17 protein-coding genes and 1 pseudogene are annotated in these 17,219 nt (G+C 59.8%); 13 read left to right on the top strand and 5 right to left on the bottom strand.

From position 1 onward, the window contains the following. Window positions 1-149 precede the first annotated feature (149 nt). A complete protein-coding gene (locus ACR3FB_RS00130; RefSeq protein ID WP_480563227.1) occupies window positions 150-1,697 on the top strand; it encodes a tetratricopeptide repeat-containing sulfotransferase family protein in 1,548 nt (515 codons plus the stop codon). A 111-nt stretch (window positions 1,698-1,808) separates the two neighbouring features. Next, window positions 1,809-2,174 carry a hypothetical protein gene (locus ACR3FB_RS00135; protein WP_480563228.1) on the top strand — a complete coding sequence of 122 codons (366 nt, stop codon included), beginning with the start codon at window positions 1,809-1,811 and terminating at the stop codon, window positions 2,172-2,174. On the opposite strand, the gene sfsA is transcribed toward ACR3FB_RS00135, so the two are convergent. Beyond that, a complete protein-coding gene (sfsA, locus tag ACR3FB_RS00140; protein WP_480563229.1) occupies window positions 2,171-2,878 on the bottom strand; it encodes a DNA/RNA nuclease SfsA in 708 nt (235 codons plus the stop codon). The genes ACR3FB_RS00135 and sfsA overlap by 4 nt on opposite strands. Window positions 2,879-2,929: 51 nt before the next feature. Here sfsA and ACR3FB_RS00145 point away from each other — a divergent pair, with 51 nt between their 5' ends. Genes ACR3FB_RS00145 through ACR3FB_RS00160 form a run of 4 tightly spaced genes read left to right on the top strand, consistent with a single transcriptional unit; the run spans window position 2,930 to window position 5,847 of the window. Then, window positions 2,930-3,652 (top strand): competence/damage-inducible protein A, encoded by a 723-nt coding sequence (locus ACR3FB_RS00145; protein WP_480563230.1) that lies wholly within the window; start codon window positions 2,930-2,932, stop codon window positions 3,650-3,652. Beyond that, window positions 3,649-4,359 (top strand): GNAT family N-acetyltransferase, encoded by a 711-nt coding sequence (locus ACR3FB_RS00150; RefSeq protein WP_480563231.1) that lies wholly within the window; start codon window positions 3,649-3,651, stop codon window positions 4,357-4,359. The genes ACR3FB_RS00145 and ACR3FB_RS00150 overlap by 4 nt, the downstream gene beginning before the upstream one ends. Window positions 4,360-4,375: 16 nt before the next feature. Beyond that, complete coding sequence (locus tag ACR3FB_RS00155) at window positions 4,376-4,948, top strand: peroxidase-related enzyme (RefSeq protein WP_480563232.1); 573 nt, start codon at window positions 4,376-4,378, stop codon at window positions 4,946-4,948. Then, entirely contained in the window at window positions 4,945-5,847 is a 903-nt protein-coding gene (locus ACR3FB_RS00160; RefSeq protein WP_480563233.1) for an OmpA family protein, read from the top strand. The genes ACR3FB_RS00155 and ACR3FB_RS00160 overlap by 4 nt, the downstream gene beginning before the upstream one ends. 63 nt (window positions 5,848-5,910) lie before the next feature. On the opposite strand, the pseudogene ACR3FB_RS00165 reads toward ACR3FB_RS00160, so the two are convergent. After that, window positions 5,911-6,815, bottom strand: a pseudogene (locus ACR3FB_RS00165) (LysR family transcriptional regulator). A gap of 227 nt (window positions 6,816-7,042) precedes the next feature. Between ACR3FB_RS00165 and ACR3FB_RS00170 the strand changes: the two are divergent. Continuing rightward, the gene (locus tag ACR3FB_RS00170; RefSeq protein ID WP_480563234.1) at window positions 7,043-7,483 is read left to right on the top strand and encodes a DUF4399 domain-containing protein; all 441 of its coding nucleotides are present in this window, start codon (window positions 7,043-7,045) and stop codon (window positions 7,481-7,483) included. A 115-nt stretch (window positions 7,484-7,598) separates the two neighbouring features. Further along, the gene (locus ACR3FB_RS00175) at window positions 7,599-8,531 is read left to right on the top strand and encodes a glycosyltransferase family 8 protein (protein ID WP_480563235.1); all 933 of its coding nucleotides are present in this window, start codon (window positions 7,599-7,601) and stop codon (window positions 8,529-8,531) included. Window positions 8,532-8,543: 12 nt separating this feature from the next. Here ACR3FB_RS00175 and ACR3FB_RS00180 read toward each other — a convergent pair whose 3' ends face one another. Then, window positions 8,544-10,571 carry a 2,4-dienoyl-CoA reductase FMN-binding domain-containing protein gene (locus ACR3FB_RS00180; RefSeq protein WP_480563236.1) on the bottom strand — a complete coding sequence of 676 codons (2,028 nt, stop codon included), beginning with the start codon at window positions 10,569-10,571 and terminating at the stop codon, window positions 8,544-8,546. 137 nt (window positions 10,572-10,708) lie between these two features. On the opposite strand from ACR3FB_RS00180, the gene ACR3FB_RS00185 reads away from it, so the two are divergent. From ACR3FB_RS00185 to ACR3FB_RS00200, 4 genes are all read left to right on the top strand, one after another. Next, entirely contained in the window at window positions 10,709-11,191 is a 483-nt protein-coding gene (locus ACR3FB_RS00185; RefSeq protein WP_480563237.1) for an RNA pyrophosphohydrolase, read from the top strand. A gap of 90 nt (window positions 11,192-11,281) precedes the next feature. Beyond that, window positions 11,282-12,232, top strand: coding sequence for a glycosyltransferase family 2 protein (locus tag ACR3FB_RS00190; protein ID WP_425084870.1), 951 nt, complete (start codon window positions 11,282-11,284; stop codon window positions 12,230-12,232). A gap of 90 nt (window positions 12,233-12,322) precedes the next feature. After that, window positions 12,323-13,696, top strand: coding sequence for a radical SAM protein (locus ACR3FB_RS00195; protein ID WP_480563238.1), 1,374 nt, complete (start codon window positions 12,323-12,325; stop codon window positions 13,694-13,696). Continuing rightward, on the top strand, window positions 13,693-14,532 hold the full coding sequence (locus ACR3FB_RS00200; RefSeq protein ID WP_480563239.1) for a DUF547 domain-containing protein: 840 nt from the start codon (window positions 13,693-13,695) through the stop codon (window positions 14,530-14,532). Before ACR3FB_RS00195 ends, ACR3FB_RS00200 begins: the two co-directional genes overlap by 4 nt. 35 nt (window positions 14,533-14,567) lie before the next feature. On the opposite strand, the gene ACR3FB_RS00205 is transcribed toward ACR3FB_RS00200, so the two are convergent. Together ACR3FB_RS00205 and nth are read right to left on the bottom strand one after the other, a co-directional pair. Beyond that, on the bottom strand, window positions 14,568-15,557 hold the full coding sequence (locus ACR3FB_RS00205; RefSeq protein WP_480563240.1) for an adenosine kinase: 990 nt from the start codon (window positions 15,555-15,557) through the stop codon (window positions 14,568-14,570). Beyond that, window positions 15,554-16,198 (bottom strand): endonuclease III, encoded by a 645-nt coding sequence (nth, locus tag ACR3FB_RS00210; RefSeq protein WP_425084873.1) that lies wholly within the window; start codon window positions 16,196-16,198, stop codon window positions 15,554-15,556. The genes ACR3FB_RS00205 and nth overlap by 4 nt, the downstream gene beginning before the upstream one ends. Before the next feature lie 118 nt (window positions 16,199-16,316). On the opposite strand from nth, the gene ACR3FB_RS00215 reads away from it, so the two are divergent. Then, entirely contained in the window at window positions 16,317-17,159 is an 843-nt protein-coding gene (locus ACR3FB_RS00215) for a methylated-DNA--[protein]-cysteine S-methyltransferase (RefSeq protein WP_480563241.1), read from the top strand. Window positions 17,160-17,219: the final 60 nt, after the last annotated feature.

Consider the following 17,219-nt stretch of genomic DNA (forward strand, 5'->3'; position numbering starts at 1 on the left):
TCTCGGGCGTTAAAATAGAAGAAGGGCAGTCAGATGCAGAAAGCCGACCAGCTGAGGGCCGAGATTGCCACCATTAGTGAAATGCTCAAGACCGGGCGCGCGGACAGGGCGCTGAAGCGTGCAGTCAAGGCCTGGAAGAAATGGCCCAAATGCCAGCGTTTCCGCAGATGGCAGGTCTTGCATGCATTCACCAGGGAGATTTCAAACAGGCACAGACCCATCTGGAGCGCGCCTGGAAGATGGAGCCGGAGAACCCCGACCTGATCCAGAATTTCGGGCTGAGCCTTGTTCAGGGCGGCGATGCTGGCAAGGCTCTGACCCTGATGAATAAAGTCGCTGCCAAGGCCCCTCTGACCCCACCGCAACGCTATGTGCGCGCCATGGCGCTGTTGCAGGAGCGTCAGCTGAGCGAGGCGTTAGAGGACGTTGATGAGGTTCTGCGCCATCAAAACGGCAATCTGCAGGCCCATTGCCTGAAGGCCGATATTCTCGATGAGATGCACCAGTGGAACCAGGCCATCGACGTCCTATTGGCCGTGGCCGAGAAGCACCCGAAATTCCACTATGGTCAGCTGCGACTGGCCAAGGGCCTGGTCGGTTTGGGGCGTATGTCTGAGGCTCTAACCCATGGCCGCGCCGCCTTTGCGCTGGCGCCCGAGGATCCCGAAACGCTGGAGTTCGCTGCAACTCTGCCGAACCTGTCGGCTGAGGATAGGGCGGAATTGCAGGCTCTGACCTCTAAACTGCTTGAGGCGGGCAACGCCAATCGGGAAGCCGCAGCCTCCGTGCATTTCGCCGCCGCGAGCCTTGCGAAACAGGATGGCGATACCGCGACTGAGATGCTTCAGCTGCGCAAGGCGCATGATCAGTTGCAGCATGGGTTCAAAAGCTGGGAAACCCGGGCCGAGAAAGCCTGCCGCCAGCGTCTGAGCACGCCTCTGCCCGACCCTGCCTCAGCGCCGCGCACCGATATCCCGCGGCCGGTGTTCGTGGTTGGCTTGCCGCGCTCTGGCACCACTCTGATCGAGCGGATTCTGGCCTCACATTCCGCCGTGCAAGGGCTGGGAGAGTTGGCAGGCGTGCATCACTGGGCCCGCAGGGTCGAAAGCCAATCGAGCGCTGGAAGTGACGCGCAGGCGCTGGCCGACTACTACGCGGATAATTTGCCCCAGACCGCAGAAGAAACGCGCGCCTTTGTCGACAAGGCTCCGGGGAATTACGCGTTTCTGGGACCGATTGTACAGGCCTTCCCGAACGCGGTAATCCTGAACGTTATGCGCGATCCGCGCGATGTGGCGCTGTCGATGTGGCGGACGCATTTCGGAGCGGGTGGCCTGTATTACACGCATAATCTGAGCTGGATGGCAGCCGAGGCGAACCGCTATCGCCGCTATATTCAGCACTGGCATGCCATGCTTCCGGAGCGGATCCATGACATAAGCTACGAACATCTGGTGAATAATCTGGAGGACGGTGCCAAGGAGCTGGCCCAGCTCTGCGACCTTCCTTTTGAACCGGCGATGCTGTCGCCCGACAAATCCTCGGATGCGATCAGAACGGTCAGCAATCTTCAGGCGCGGAGACCGGTCAACACGGCTTCGGTCGGGGGATGGCAGGCTGTGGCCGATCACTTCGCACCGTTTGTGAAAGGGTTGGACGCCGATCTTTGGCCTGAAGTCTTCAATGATCAGGCCTAAACGAAACGCGTAGGGTTCAAATTCCGTTGATCATCCCGCGTGCACGTGGTCATACGCGCCGGTTTGCGCCACTGTGCCCCTGAAATTTTTTCGGTGGAAACTGGGGCTGAGATGGTCAGAGCGATTGCTGCTCTTCTGGTCGTTCTGACCTGCGGTTGCCGCGAAGAGGTAACGATGCTGACGCAGGATCAGCTTGCGGCGCTTTTGATACTGGATCGCAAGATTGCACTGAACCGCGCGGGCGTCACCGGCACGGCACGCGTGAACGCCGGCCAGAGTTTTGAAGTCGAGATCCCTCGGCTTGGCCGGGACACTGGCGTCTGGTGGTTGGAAAGTGACAGGATCTGCAGCCGCTGGGAGACGTTCCGCAAAGATCAGGACCTCTGCGCTGTGGTGGGGCAGGTTGAGGATGGCACCTACCGCGGTTACACACCGGGGCGAGGCTCTTATCTCGGAGAGTTCACTCTCCTGCCTTAGCCGATAGCCCAATCCTTCGCCGCATCGACCTCGATTCCCTGTGGCGAAATCCGCGTGCCGACCACCAACCGTTCAACCCCCTGCGCTTGCGCTGCCTCAAAGGCCGCCGCATAGGCCGGGTCGATATCTGCGGCCAGCGCGAAGCGGTCGCAATCGGTGCGTTGCACCAGATACAGCATGATCGCGCGGTGGCCCTGCTCGGCCATGGCGGCCAGCTCGCCCAGATGTTTGGTGCCGCGGGCTGTGACGCTGTCGGGGAATTCGGCCAGACCAGGCTGGCGGGAGAGCGTGACGCTTTTGACCTCTACATAGGCGTCGGGTAGGTCGGGCTGGGTCAGCAGGAAATCGATGCGGCTATTCTGGCCGTATTTTACCTCGGCTCGGACTGTTTGATAGGCGGCCAGTTCGGGAATCTCGCCACCCTCCAATGCCGCGCGCAGTGCCCGGTTCGGAACCGAAGTATCAACGCCGGTGAAATGGCCATTCTCGTGATCGACCAGCCGCCACCCATGTTTCAACTTTTTCTTCGGATCGTCGTTGGGCTCCAACCAGATTTTCTCGCCCGGTTCAGCCAACCCCATCATCGAGCCCGGGTTGGCGCAATGGGCTGTCACCTCACGCCCATCCTCCAGCGTGCAATCGGCCAGAAAGCGTTTATAGCGGCGGATCAAGCGGGCGGGGACAAGGGGGGTTTCAAATCTCATGCCCCACGGCCTATACCTGCCCCAACAGCCGATCAAGAGGGGGCGCGCGCCATGGCCAATCCAACCGCTGCAATGCTCGTCATCGGGGATGAAATCCTCTCGGGCCGGACGCGCGATGCGAATATGCATTACCTTGCGGGTGAACTGACCAAGCATGGCATCGACCTGAAAGAAGTGCGTATTGTCAGCGATGACGCCCCGGCGATCGAGGCGGCGGTCAAGGCGCTGTCGGGGTCCTACGACAACGTCTTCACCAGCGGAGGCATCGGGCCGACTCATGACGATATCACCGCAGACTGCATCGCCCGTGCTTTCGAGACCCCGATTGACGTGCGCGACGATGCGCGGGCGCTGTTGCAGGCGCATTACGACAAGTCGGGGCTGGAGTTGAACGAGGCCCGCCTGCGTATGGCCCGCATTCCTGACGGGGCTGCATTGATCGACAACCCGGTCTCAACTGCGCCTGGATTTACCATCGAAAACGTGCATGTGATGGCCGGGGTGCCCTCGGTCTTCCAAGCCATGGTGGCCAGTGTTTTGCCGGATCTGACGGGCGGTAGCCCGCTGTTGTCTCAGACCTTGCGGGTGGATCGGGGCGAAGGCGACATCGCTGCGACGCTGTCTGCACTGGCCGCGGCGTTCGCGGACCTGTCCATCGGCTGCTATCCGTTTCAGATCAACGGGGTCTTCGGCGCCAATGTGGTGATCCGGGGCATCGAAGGCGCGCGCATCGACGCGGCCATGACCCAATTGGCAAAAGAGCTTGAGTTGTGAGCATCAACTGGCCCGACATCGTCGACGGAACATGGCCCGCTGCGCGCTATGACGTCCTTGGCCCCTTCCGCCTGCGCGAAGGGCAGGGTGGTGGATCGCGCGTGTCTGCCGCCAATGCGCTGGGTGACGCGACCGAGGCTGATATCATCGCGGCCGAGGGTGCCATGAAGGCAATGGGCCAGAAGCGCATCTTTTGTCTTTGGCCCGATGACCGCAAGCTCGACGCCCAACTGGAAGCGCGCGGCTATGAGGTTCTGGACCCGGTCAACATCTACGCCTGCCCGCCGGGACAATTGACCGATCAGCCTCTGCCCCGCGTGACCGCGTTCGACATTTGGCCACCGCTTGCAGTCATGGAGGAGATCTGGGCCAAGGGCGGTATCGGCCCTGAACGTCTGGCCGTGATGGAGCGTGCTGCGGGCCCCAAGACCGCGTTCCTGTTGCGGCATTCCGATCGCCCGGCGGGAACTGTGTTCATGGCCATGAAAGGCGATGTGGCCATGGTGCATGCGCTTGAAATCTTGCCCGATCACCGCCGCCAGGGTCTGGGCCAATGGGCCATGCGGGCAGCAGCCTTCTGGGCGCGGGACAACGGGGCGAAAACGCTCAGCGTGATCTGCACAAAGGCTAATGCTGGGGCGAATGGCCTCTACCGTGCGCTCGGGATGGAGATTGTCGGGGAATACCATTATCGTCAACGTGTCTAAGGAGTTAAGAAAGCCCGTGACCCAGACTGATCTACCCACCGCGCTGAACCTGCCCATGGCCGACCCTTTGCCGCCTGAGACGCAGAAATACTTTGATGTCTGCCTCGAAAAGCTGGGCATGGTGCCGAATGTGCTGAAAGCCTACGCGTTCGATACCGACAAGCTGAACGCCTTCACGGCTATGTATAACGACCTGATGCTGGCAGATAGCGGACTGTCCAAGCTCGAACGTGAGATGATCGCGGTGGTCGTGTCCTCGATCAACAAGTGCTTCTACTGCCTTGTTGCTCATGGTGCAGCAGTGCGGCAGATGTCCGGTGATCCGCAACTGGGCGAGATGCTGGTGATGAACTACCGCACCGCCCCTTTGGATGCGCGCCAGCGTGCGATGCTGGATTTTGCTGCCAAGATGACCACCGCAAGCGCCGAGATTGAAGAGGCTGATCGCCAGCACCTGCGCGATCAGGGTTTCAGTGACCGGGATATCTGGGACATCGCCAACGTCACCGGATTCTTCAACATGTCCAACCGGGTGGCCAGTGCCACCGCAATGGTGCCCAACCCCGAATATCACGCCCAAGCCCGATGATCCGACGCCTCGCCCTTGCCTTTTGTCTGATGGCCGGACCCGTTCTGGCGCAAGATCTGACCCTGCCCGCCAGCGCGCGTCGGATCAGCGAGAGGACCTCGCCGCTGGACAGCTATGAGTTGCCCACAGGGCCCGTTGCAGATGGCATAGTCCCCTCTCGAACGGTCGAGGGGCGGGTCGAGCGGCTGACATGGCGCTTGCAGGCGGGCTCTAGCACGACGCTGCAATTGCTGGCTCCGCTGCGGGATCAGCTCGTGGCGCAAGGCTTTGACATCCTGTTCGAATGTGAGGCCCGGACCTGCGGCGGGTTCGACTTCCGCTTCGGAACCGAGGTGGTGCCAACGCCGGATATGTATGTCGCTATTCGCGACTATCGTTTTCTGTCCGCCACCAAAGGCGATGAAGCGCTCAGCCTGCTGGTCAGCCGCAACCCGCCGGATGGCTACGTGCAACTGATCCGCGTCGCACCCGTTGATGCGCCGGACCCAACGCCTGTGGTCGTTGAGCAATCCGCCAGCGGAACCGAAGGCCTTTTGGACGCGTTGCAGCAGTCGGGCCATGTGATCCTTGACGATTTGCATTTCCGCACCGGCGAGGTGGCACTGGGCGACGGCCCGTTCGCCTCATTGTCGTTGCTGGCGCAGTTCCTGGCCGACAACCCGTCGACCCGGTTGGCGTTGGTCGGGCATACTGATGATACCGGCACGTTGCAGGCCAATACAAAGGTCAGCACCGAACGGGCGCAGGCCGTGCGCGCCCGTCTGATCGACACGCATGGCGTCGCGGCGGACCGGATCGAAGCACAGGGTGTGGGATATCTGGCGCCGCTGACCTCGAATGTGACACCTGAAGGGCGCGATCTGAACCGTAGGGTTGAGGCTGTCTTGCTGGTCAATTGACGCGTCTACACAAAAAAAGACCCGCACGAAGAACGCACGGGCCGATCCAGTTCACCGGGAGAATTACCAGTCCATCGCGCCTTTTTCGGAATAAGCGTCAACGAGGAAGTCTATGAAGGCCCGTACCTTGGCTGAGTAAAGCGGCCTGGAGGATAGACCGCGTAGATGCCTTGCACTTCGTCCGGCAGGGATGGCATGGCATCCACAACCTCACCGGATTTCAGCGCATCGGCGTAAAGATAGCTGGGCAGATAGGCGATGCCGAGGCCCGAGACTGCTGCATTCAACAGCGATTGCCCGTCGTTCACGCTAAGCCAACCGGCCGTGCGCACCTGACGTTTCTCGCCCGACGGAGCAGTCAGGCGCCAGACATTGCCCGAGGATTGGCTGGAATAGTGCAGCAGCTTGTGTTCATTCAGATCGTCGATCTTCTGCGGCCGTCCGTATTTCTCAATGTAGCTGGGGGCTGCAACCATGCGTTTGACGGTTTCCGTCAGCTTACGGGCGCGCAAAGTGCTGTCTTCCAGCTCTCCGATGCGAACGGCGACGTCAAAGCCCTCGGAAATCAGTTCCACGTAGCGGTTATTGAGCACCATGTTCACGGTAATGTCAGGATAGGTGGCCAGAAAATCTGACAGCACGGGCGACAGGTGATTGACCCCGAAATCCGTCGCCACGCTGATCCGCAGCAGGCCAGAAGGGGCCGATTGCATCGCGGTGACCAGCGAATCCGCCTCACCTGCGTCGTTCAGCACCCGGCGGGCGCGGTCATAATAGGCCAGTCCAATCTCGGTCGGAGAAACGCGACGCGTGGTCCGGTTGAGCAGTCGTGCCCCCAGCCTCGACTCGAGGCTGGACACGTGCTTGGAAACGGCTGATTTGGAGATACCCATTTTCTTGGCCGCATCGGTGAAGCCACCTTGGTCCACCACGTTGGCAAAGGCTTCCATTTCCGTCAGTCGATCCATTCTCGTTCCCCAGATCTTGCTACTTGCAACGACTTTGCCCCTCAATCTGGGCGGAATCGGGGCGGACATGGGATAATATCAGGGTTTTGAATCGGATCGTTTGCGTATCAGAAACGCGGAAACAGTTGTTTCCCGCGATGGTGATCGCCCTGCAAACGGGCGTTTTCTGGAAAATATTCAAGATGTGCTAGGTTTAGAATGGCATTTTTGTGACGAGGGAGGAGATCATGAAAGCCTTTTTTACAGCCATTTCAGTTGCTCTGTTTGCCACAGCCGCCGGAGCGCAGGACCAAACGCCATCCGCGCCGGGTGCGCAGGTCTATTTCGCGAACCTTGCGGATGGTGACACAGTGCAATCACCGGTCACGGTGGTCTTTGGCCTCAGCGGCATGGGCGTTGCGCCTGCCGGGACCGAAGCAGACAATACCGGCCACCACCACCTGCTGATCAACCGCCCGCCACTAGGTCAGGGCGAAGACGGCGCGGATGAGCTGCTATATGGTCTGCCCGCAGACGACAACCATATGCATTTCGGTGGGGGCCAGACCGAGGTCACTCTGAATCTGCCCGCAGGTCAGCACACGCTGCAACTGGTTCTGGGTGATGCTGGACACGTGCCGCACGACCCGCCCATTGTATCCGACGTGATTACGATTTCGGTCGAATAAGGGGGCGCCAGGTAACGCCGCAAACCAAGAGTTTTGAGGGCCGCTAAGGGTTTGAAGTGCCTGCTCTTCGCTGCTATTCCTTCTCATCACATTGACGTGATCGAGGGGGAGCGCGATGCAGGTGGTCTATGGCGTGAACAGGTCTTTTCTGTTCCCGGCTCTGCTTTCCGCATATTCCGCTGTCAAAAACGCCAGCAAACCTTTGGATGTGACAATCTTCGGGCAGGATTTCACAGACGAAGACATCGCGATCATTGAGCAGGCCAATCGATCCCTCACGGGAGGGGCGATTTCGTACCGGAAATTCGATCTGGATCAGCTGCAAGGCTTTTCCGAATACAAATCGAAATTCCCTGCGATCACGATGTTGCCGCTGTTCCTGCCCCAGCTCTGCGAAAATCGCTGCGTTTTTTTGGATGCGGACACTCTGGTTGTTTCGGATGTTTGGGAATTGCTGGAGATGGACTTTGAAGGGCAGCCCTTTGCCGCTTGTGTGGATATGGGGTTGGTGACGCTTGGCGGAGGGGATTTTCTGCGCCCCTCTCTGCAGCAGATTTTCAGGCCTGGGCGTGAGCATAAAAAGTCACTCAGCCGCGTAAGCAAGAGTATTCGGCTGGGGTTCATACCCGGCGAAGGGTATTTCAATGCCGGTATCGTGGTGATGGACTGTTCGGCTATTCACGGTGATTGCGAATTGCGCGAGATCAGCGATTTCGAGAAGCTGGTCCCGCACATTCCCTACTTGCCCGAGCAGGACAGAATGAACCAACTGTTTCAGGGGCGCTGGTTTCACCTTCCTATTCAGTGGAACACGCGGCCTCAGATCTGGTTTGACGCGCACAGTCCGAAATACCGCAAAATGTCCAAGGCGTTCCGCCAGCATCTGAGTGATGCAAACAGAACTCCAAAAATCTGGCACTACGTCGGTGGCAAAAAACCGTGGCGCGCAACGCGCATGGCGCGCCTGCTTTTCCATCGCGCCTACCGCGACTACGAAACCTACATGGCCCGGTTCGAGAAAGAGACCGGTCTGACTTATACCATGTAGACCTCAGCGCCCCTACATCTCGGCGGCCAAACGCGTTCCCTGATTGATGGCCCGTTTCGCATCCAATTCCGCCGCGACATCTGCGCCACCAATCACATGCGGGGTGATCCCGCGCTCGATCAGGGCGTCTGCAAGGCTGCGCTCGGACAGTTGACCGGAACACAGAACGATGGTGTCCACAGCAATCACCGTCGGGTCGGCGCGTTCTTCACCAAAGCTGATATGCAGGCCGTCATCGTCGATATGCTCGTAATTCACGCCGCCGACGAAGTTGACGTTTTTCATCTTCAACGTCGCGCGGTGAATCCAACCGGTGGTCTTACCCAAGCCTTTGCCATGCGCCTGTTTCTTGCGCTGCAGCAACGTGATCTGACGTGCTGGGGCTGCAGGCTGAGGGCCTTCCGGTGCCAGACCCGAGCGATGCTGCTCCGGGTCGGTTACGCCCCATTCCTTCATCCAAGCTGGCAGGTCGGTGGTGATGCTGTGGCCGTCTTCCAGCAGGAACTCGGACACGTCAAAGCCGATACCGCCCGCGCCGATCACGGCGACGGATTTGCCGACCTCTGCTTTCTCGCGCAGCACGTCGATGTAACTGATGACGTTGTCGCGGTCCTGACCGGGGATTTCCGGATCACGCGGGATGACGCCGGTGGCGATGACAACCTCGTCAAAGCTGGTCAGGTCGTCGGCGCTGACTTCGCGGTTCAGTTCCACTTTCACGCCCAGATCATCCATCATGGTGCGGTACCAATCGACCAGTCCCCAAAATTCCTCTTTCCCCGGCACCTGTTTCGCCATGTTCAACTGTCCACCGATCTCCGAGGCGCGGTCGAACAGCGTGACGTCATGGCCGCGCTGGGCGGCGGTCATAGCGGTAGACAGGCCGGCCGGGCCAGCGCCCACAATGGCAACGGTCTTGCGCGTCTCGGCCTTGCCAATGACCAGTTCGGTCTCATGGCAGGCGCGTGGGTTGACCAGGCACGAGGTCAGCTTGCCGCCGAACGTGTGGTCCAGGCAGGCCTGGTTGCAGGCGATACACGGCGCGATCTGCGCGGACTGACCGGCAATCGCCTTGTTGACGAAATCCGCGTCCGCCAGCATCGGACGCGCCAGCGAGACCATGTCGGCACAGCCGGTCGACAGAACCTCTTCTGCGACCTCGGGCGTGTTGATCCGGTTCGAGGTGATCACCGGGATGCCAACCTTACCCATCAGCTTTTTGGTCACCCAGGCAAAAGCCGCGCGCGGTACACTGGTTGCAATGGTGGGAATCCGCGCCTCGTGCCAGCCGATGCCGGTGTTGATGATCGTGGCACCGGCTTGTTCGATCCTCTGTGCAAGTTCGACCACCTCTTCATGGGTTGAGCCATTCGGGACCAGATCGATCATCGACAGGCGATAGATGATGATGAAATCAGTACCCGTTGCCTCACGCGTGCGCCGCACAACCTCGATCGGCAGGCGCATACGGTTTTCATAAGAGCCGCCCCAGCGATCCTCACGCTTGTTGGTGTGGGTCACGAGGAACTGGTTCAGGAAATACCCCTCGGAACCCATGATCTCGACCCCGTCATATCCCGCCTTCTGGGCGAGGACAGCCGCGTTCACGATGTCGCTGATCTGCTTCTCGATCCCGTCGTCGTCCAGCTCATTAGGCGGGAACGGAGAAATCGGGGATTTCACCGGGCTGGGCGCTACGCATTTGGGACCATAGGCATAGCGTCCGGCATGCAGAATTTGCATCGCGATTTTGCCGCCCGCCTCATGCACGCGGTCAGTCACGACCGAGTGGTTCGCCACGTCCTTGTCGGTGGTCATCATCGCCGCGCCCGGCAGAACCGAGCCTTCGAGGTTCGGGCCAATCCCGCCTGTCACCATCAGCGCCACGCCCCCGCGTGCGCGATCCGCATAGAACTCGGCCACGCGGTTCCAGTCGCCGGTCTCTTCCAACCCGGTATGCATCGAGCCCATTAGCACGCGGTTCTTCAACGTGGTAAAGCCCAGGTCCAGCGGGGCCAGCATGTTTGGGTACGCAGTCATGGCGAACTCTCCCTTCCGAAGTTGAGGAAAAGATTGACGTTCGCGTAAACATTGTCACGCGAAACCTAACGTCATCCCCTTTGCGCCTGTCGCGCGGCTTGATAGAGAGGTCGCGAACCCTATCCAAGAGGCCCCTCATGACCCCGGAAGAGATCGCCAAACTGCCCTATCGCCCCTGTGTGGGGCTGATGCTGATGAATGCCGAGGGTAAGATTTTTGTCGGGCAGCGCAATGACCGCCACAAGGACGCATGGCAGATGCCTCAGGGCGGGGTGGACAAAGGCGAGGATCCCCGAGATGCGGCACTGCGCGAATTGTGGGAAGAAACCGGCGTGACCGCTGATCTGGTCGAGGTCGTGGCCGAGACTGACGGCTGGCTGCCCTATGATCTGCCCCACGACATCGTTCCGAAAATCTGGAAAGGCCGCTATCGCGGGCAAGAGCAAAAGTGGTTTCTGCTGCGCTTCACCGGCCATGACGACCAGATCAATATTGCAACGGACCATCCGGAATTCACCAGCTGGAAATGGCAGGCCCCGGATCAACTGGTCGAAGAAATCGTGCCCTTCAAGCGCGCGGTCTACGAACTTGTTGTTGCCGAATTCCAGCCGCATCTTTGAGCACATCGCCAGAACTGGATTGGTAAACCTGACGGAAAGGTGCAGGGTGTTACTGACCCTTTAGATGGCCTAAGAGTAGGAGTGCACAAATTGAGAGTTGCCGTCGCCTCGTGTATGAAGAACGAAGGGCCGTTTGTTCTTGAATGGGTTGCTTATCACAAAGCCATAGGCTTCGATGAGGTCTACGTGGTCACCAATGACTGTACCGACGGCACAGATCTGATTTTGCAGCATCTGCACAACGAAGGTATCGTGCACCATCACAATCAAACTCTGGAGCCTGGTGAAAGTCCCCAATTAAAGGGGATGAAGACTGTCATGACCATGCCGCAGATGGAGGAAACAGATTGGTTGTTGCATATTGACGCGGATGAGTTTCTTCGGGTGTCCGTCGGGGCGGGACAAGTTCAGGACCTGCTTGAAGTGTGCGGACATGCCGACAATATTGCCCTGATGTGGCGCCCGTTTGGAGACGCCGGTCACTGGTTTTGGAGAGGTGGTAGCGTTTTGCGCAGCTTTTTACGCTGTCAAGGCCGTCCGCGCACAACGAATGCGGGCCACAAATCTATGTTTCGCCCTAGCAAGTTTACCTACGCAACTGACCATATGCCGAAACTCCCCTTGGCCTCCGGAACGGTAAGTGTCAATTCCGCAGGCACACAGATCAAGGGCTCTGCAGTGAGATTCCCAAAACGAGCTCGTTACCGGCTTCTACCCGAACATCTAACTTGGGATGTCGCATGTATTCACCATTATGCAATCCGGTCTCTGGATGTTTTCTTGATGAAAAATGATCGTGGCGACGGAATGGCTCGGGGACATAGTAAATACCTCCTCAACTCAAAATTCTACCGACGTCAAAGCGGTAATTCGATGACTGATACCGGGATTTTGGAGCACGTGGACAAGGTGGACGCTCTGCTATCTGAGTGGCTTAAGGACCCAGAACTGCGTCGGCTGGAGCAAAACGCGCTTCGTGCGTTTCAGGATAGGCGTGACCAGTTTCTAACGCCGCAGCGGATCGAAGAATTCACCTTGTAGTCCAAGCTAGCCTGTCGCAGGCACTCACCGCTCAGCACGTTGCCGTGAGGGGGCGTGGTTCGGGTCGGGGCGTGCCTCTAGCTTGGAGGCATGAAAGACACCCTGCCGGACCCCATCACCATCAAACCCGCCGGACGGCGCTTTCAGGGCTCGGACCAGCGCGCGCCTCTGCGTGAGGGATTGCGCGGGTGCGGAGAGTTCGGCCCCTCTCAGACAGCGGGACGGTTCTACCCGATGGCCTGCGTCGCGCTTGAGGTGACGCAGCGCTGCAATCTTGACTGCACGCTCTGCTACCTCTCTGACCGGGCCGAGATGACCTATGATCCTCCGCTGTCGGTCCTTTTCGCGCGAATTGCCACGATCCGCAGCCACTATGGCCGTGGCGTCTCCGTGCAATTGACCGGCGGAGACCCGACCCTGCGCAAGGTTGACGATCTTGAGGCGCTCTGCCGCGAGATCAGGCGGCTGGGCATGCGCTCGTGCCTGATGACCAACGGCATCCGCGCCAGCCGGGCGACGCTGACGCGATTGGCGGCGGCGGGGCTGGATGACGTGGCCTTTCACGTGGACATGACGCAAGAGCGCAAAGGGTTTGCCTCCGAGGTGGAGCTCAACCGCGTGCGCAAAACCTATATCGACCGGGCGCGCGGCTTGGGGCTGCGTATTCTCTTCAACACAACCGTTTTTGGAGGCAACTTTGCTGAACTCCCTTTTTTGGCCCGGTTCCTTCGAGACCAGCCCGAGGTCGGTTTTGTCTCGTTCCAGATGCAAGCGGATACCGGGCGTGGTGTGTTGCGGACGCGGCCCGATGCAATCACGCAAGACAGCGTCATCCGCGCGGTCGAACAAGGCTATGGCACGTCGTTGCATTTCGACTCGGCGGCCGTCGGGCATTCCAGTTGCAACCGGTACAGCAGCGTTGTTTCTGCGGGGGGCAAGGCCGTGTCGTTACTGTCGAACCGGCGCCTGGTGCAGCGGGTGATTGCGGCGCTTGAGGAGGCGGATACAGGCCAAGACGCTCATATCCGCATCCGCCCCAGCGTGGGACGCCTGATCCGCCGCCATCCGCTCCTGGCCCTTTGGGCGCTTAGCCATCTGGCCGGGTGTCTTCTGCGGCTGGGGGCCGGCGTATTGCGCGGACCGGTGCGGCGGCAGGCCGTGTTTATCCACAATTTCATGGCTGCGGATGCGTTAGAGGAAGACCGCTGCGCCTCTTGCGTGTTCATGGTTGCGACGGCCAACGGGCCGCTCTCCATGTGCGTTCACAACGCGCAGCGGGATCAGCATTTGGCCGCGCCAGATCGGGTGGACAGCCCGATGGGTACCTTTTGGTGGAACGCGGCGACGCGCGGTCTGTCTGCGCGTCCGGACTTGCCCGCTCTGAAAGACCCCGAGGTGGCTCCGCTGAAACGCCTCAAAGGGCAGTTGCGCGCTGCCCGTCAAAGCCGAAAGGACGCTTCATGAGACAGGTTCTGATCCTGATGCTGCTTCCGCTTCTGGCCTCCTGCGCCAGCGTTGAGAGGCTGGCCTTGCCCGCCGCGACGCCCTTGCCCGACACGGCCCTGACCCGCGCCGCGCCCCCTCCGGGTGAGAAGGTAGATCATGGCGATTGGACCCGCTTTCTGACCCGCTACGTGGCCCCCGATGCGCTTGGTGTGAACCGGGTGGCTTATGGGCAGGTGAGCGCGACGGACAGCGCGCTTCTGGATGATTATCTGACCGAGCTGCAGGCCGTTGACCCGGCCGATCTGACCCGCGATCAACAATTGGCCTATTGGATCAACCTCTACAACGCGCTGACAGTGGATGTGGTGCTTGAGGCGTACCCGGTCGCGTCGATCCGCGACATCAAGGATGGGCCGTTGTCGATCGGCCCATGGGGTCGCCCGCTGGCCGTGGTGTCGGGTCAGAGCCTGACCCTCAACGACATCGAACACCGCATCATCCGACCGACTTTCGATGAGCCGCGCATTCACTACGCGCTGAATTGTGCAGCGGTCGGGTGCCCGAACCTGATGGCCCGCGCCTGGGAGGCCAAGACATTGGAACGCGACCTCGCCGCAGCCGAGCACGCCTATGTCAACGACCCGCGTGGGGTGCGGTTCGATGATGAGGGGCGGCTGATCCTGTCGAAGATTTACATCTGGTTCCGCGAGGATTTCGGGCCAAATGAGCAGGCCGTGATTGCCTATCTCGAAACAGCAGCCGACCCGGAGTTGCAACAGCGCCTCAATCAAGCCCAACGTGTGAATGCCTATGAGTATGATTGGGCGTTGAACGACGCAGCCGCCGGATCCTGAAGGCCGGCGCGTGGGCGCCGACCCGGATCAATGTCTTACAGCAGGCCTTCTTCCCGCAGCAATTCTTGCAAGTTGGCTTCGGGGCGCGGGCCGATATGGCTGATCACTTCGCGCGCGCAGACATTACCGATCTTGGCGCAGGTCTCATAGTCGCGGCCTGTGGCCATGCCGTACAGGAAACCGGCCGCGAACTGATCGCCTGCGCCGGTCGCATCCACGGGCACTACTTTTTCGACCGCAACATCGTGACGGGTGTCGCCGTTCAGAACCGTCACGCCGTCGCCCGAACGGGTGCAGACGACCAGAGGGCAAATTGCGGCGGTTTTGGCCAGTGCGTCCTCAAGATCCTCGGTTTCGAACAGCGATTTGATCTCAGCTTCATTGCCGATCACGAAGTCCAGTTCGTTCTCGATCAGCAGCAGGAAATCGACCCGGTGGCGCTCGACGCAGAAAGGATCGGAAATGGCGATACCGGCCTTGCCACCACCCTTGTGACAGGCACGCGCGGCCTCAAGAAACGCGGCTTTGCCCTTTTCCTTGTCGAACAGATACCCCTCGAGGAACATGATCTGGCTGTTTCCGGCAACCTCGTCCGAGACGTCCTGAGACGACAGTTCCGAGGAAATCCCCAGATAGGTGTTCATGGACCGCTCGCCATCAGGCGAGACGAAGATCATCGAGCGTGAGGTCGGCAGCTCGCTGCCCGGCACAGGTGGGTTCACGAAATCCACGCCGTCTTCGTTCATCGCATCGGCATAGAAGCGGCCCAACGCGTCATCATGTACACGGCCAATAAAAGCAGCATCAAGACCCAGCGCACCCGCGCCCGCAATGGTGTTTGCGACAGACCCACCCGGCGTCTGCACCCGACCTTCCATCGAGGCATAGAGCACTTCGCCGCGCTCCTGCTCGATCAGTTGCATGATGCCTTTCTCGATGCCCATCAGTTCAAGGAAGCTGTCATCAGCCTGGGAAATCACGTCCACAACGGCATTTCCGATGCCAGTGAGCTGGTAGGTTTTCATAGATTCTTGTCCTCGAATTGGCAGAGATCGCGGATGATGCAGGTTCCGCACATCGGTTTGCGTGCTTTACAGTGATAACGCCCGTGCAGGATCAGCCAGTGATGTGCATGGAGTTGAAAGTCGGCTGGAATATTGTCCTCGATGGCGCGTTCGACGGCGTCTACGTCCTTGCCGGGGCAAATACCAGTGCGGTTGCCGACACGGAAAATATGCGTGTCCACTGCTTGCGCTGGTTGCCGCCACCACATGTTCAGAACCACATTGGCCGTCTTGCGCCCGACACCGGGCAGAGATTGCAGCGCCGCGCGGGAATTGGGAACCTCACCATCGTAGTCTTCGACCAGTATACGGCTGAGCTTAATGACGTTCTTCGCCTTCTGGCGGAACAAGCCAATGGTTTTAATATGCTCGATCAGGCCCTCTTCGCCGAGATCCAGCATCTTTTGCGGAGTATCTGCGATCTTGAACAGCTCGCGCGTGGCTTTGTTGACGCCCGCATCGGTCGCCTGCGCCGAAAGCGCTACTGCCACGACCAGAGTGTAGACGTTCACATGCTCCAGCTCGCCCTTGGGTTCCGGGTCGGCCTCTTGAAAGCGCGTAAAGATCTCGCGGATCGTGTGATAGTCGAGTTGCTTTGCCATCCGAGCCTTAATGCCGCCCAAGGGCCAATGACACAAGCCCAAAGCCAATGCGCAAGTTCCGGGTCGCGGGAGCGTGAGCTGCGCGTTATGGTTTGGATCAACAGATGAGGTGAAAGCCATGAACGTCCAGAAACCCGAAAGCGGATACCACTACAACGTCATGCGCCGCGCGATCGAGTTGATTGATCAGGGCGGCGAAACCCTCAGCCTTGAAGAACTGGCCGGTCAGATGGGCATGAGCCCCGCCCATTTCCAGCGCCTGTTCTCGCGCTGGACCGGGGTGTCGCCGAAGCGGTACCAGCAATATCTGACGCTGGGCCATGCCAAAGCCCTGCTGCGCGAACGGTTCACCACGTTGGAGACCGCCCATAACGTCGGCCTGTCCGGCAGCGGCCGCCTGCATGATTTGTTCCTGAAATGGGAATCCATGAGCCCCGGTGAGTACGCCCGCAAAGGCGCGGGGCTGACGGTCTACTGGGGATGGTTCGATTGCCCCTTTGGGCCGGCACTGGTCATGGGGACCGACAAGGGTATCTGCGGCATTGCGTTCGGTGCCGAAACCGGCGAGGCCGCCGCGATGGAGGATATGACCGCGCGCTGGCCCAAGGCCGATTTCGTCGAGGATACAGAAAAGCTGCGTCCTTGGGTTGAAGCCTCCTTTGGCGCGGACCGGTCCGAGACACCACTGCATCTGATCGGCTCACCCCTGCAGATCAAGGTTTGGGAGGCGCTTATGCATATCCCTTCGGGTCAGGTCACAACCTATTCAGAGATCGCACAGCGGGTGGGTTCGCCTCAGGCGGTACGCGCGGTGGGAACAGCGGTTGGGCGCAATCCGGTCAGCTGGCTGATCCCTTGCCATCGGGCCTTGCGCAAGTCGGGCGGTCTGGGCGGATACCATTGGGGTCTGCCGGTGAAGCGCGCGATGCTGGCCTACGAGGCCGCGCAAGCGGATGCCTGATTGACTCTGCAACCAACTAGTGCAAAAGGACGCGCAAGGTTTGGGTCCCCTGCCGTTCGC

It is taken from the genome of Ruegeria sp. AO1 (genome assembly GCF_056535985.1).

Bases quoted from the DNA above. Each gene is read 5' to 3' on its own strand.
- ACR3FB_RS00200 (WP_480563239.1), top strand. From the start codon at position 13,693: ATGAGACAGGTTCTGATCCTGATGCTGCTTCCGCTTCTGGCCTCCTGC.
- sfsA (WP_480563229.1), bottom strand. From the start codon at position 2,878: ATGAGATTTGAAACCCCCCTTGTCCCCGCCCGCTTGATCCGCCGCTAT.
- ACR3FB_RS00135 (WP_480563228.1), top strand. From the start codon at position 1,809: ATGGTCAGAGCGATTGCTGCTCTTCTGGTCGTTCTGACCTGCGGTTGC.
- ACR3FB_RS00160 (WP_480563233.1), top strand. From the start codon at position 4,945: ATGATCCGACGCCTCGCCCTTGCCTTTTGTCTGATGGCCGGACCCGTT.
- ACR3FB_RS00130 (WP_480563227.1), top strand. From the start codon at position 150: ATGCCAGCGTTTCCGCAGATGGCAGGTCTTGCATGCATTCACCAGGGA.
- ACR3FB_RS00145 (WP_480563230.1), top strand. From the start codon at position 2,930: ATGGCCAATCCAACCGCTGCAATGCTCGTCATCGGGGATGAAATCCTC.
- nth (WP_425084873.1), bottom strand. From the start codon at position 16,198: ATGGCAAAGCAACTCGACTATCACACGATCCGCGAGATCTTTACGCGC.
- ACR3FB_RS00185 (WP_480563237.1), top strand. From the start codon at position 10,709: ATGACCCCGGAAGAGATCGCCAAACTGCCCTATCGCCCCTGTGTGGGG.
- ACR3FB_RS00195 (WP_480563238.1), top strand. From the start codon at position 12,323: ATGAAAGACACCCTGCCGGACCCCATCACCATCAAACCCGCCGGACGG.
- ACR3FB_RS00215 (WP_480563241.1), top strand. From the start codon at position 16,317: ATGAACGTCCAGAAACCCGAAAGCGGATACCACTACAACGTCATGCGC.
- ACR3FB_RS00180 (WP_480563236.1), bottom strand. From the start codon at position 10,571: ATGACTGCGTACCCAAACATGCTGGCCCCGCTGGACCTGGGCTTTACC.
- ACR3FB_RS00175 (WP_480563235.1), top strand. From the start codon at position 7,599: ATGCAGGTGGTCTATGGCGTGAACAGGTCTTTTCTGTTCCCGGCTCTG.
- ACR3FB_RS00205 (WP_480563240.1), bottom strand. From the start codon at position 15,557: ATGAAAACCTACCAGCTCACTGGCATCGGAAATGCCGTTGTGGACGTG.
- ACR3FB_RS00170 (WP_480563234.1), top strand. From the start codon at position 7,043: ATGAAAGCCTTTTTTACAGCCATTTCAGTTGCTCTGTTTGCCACAGCC.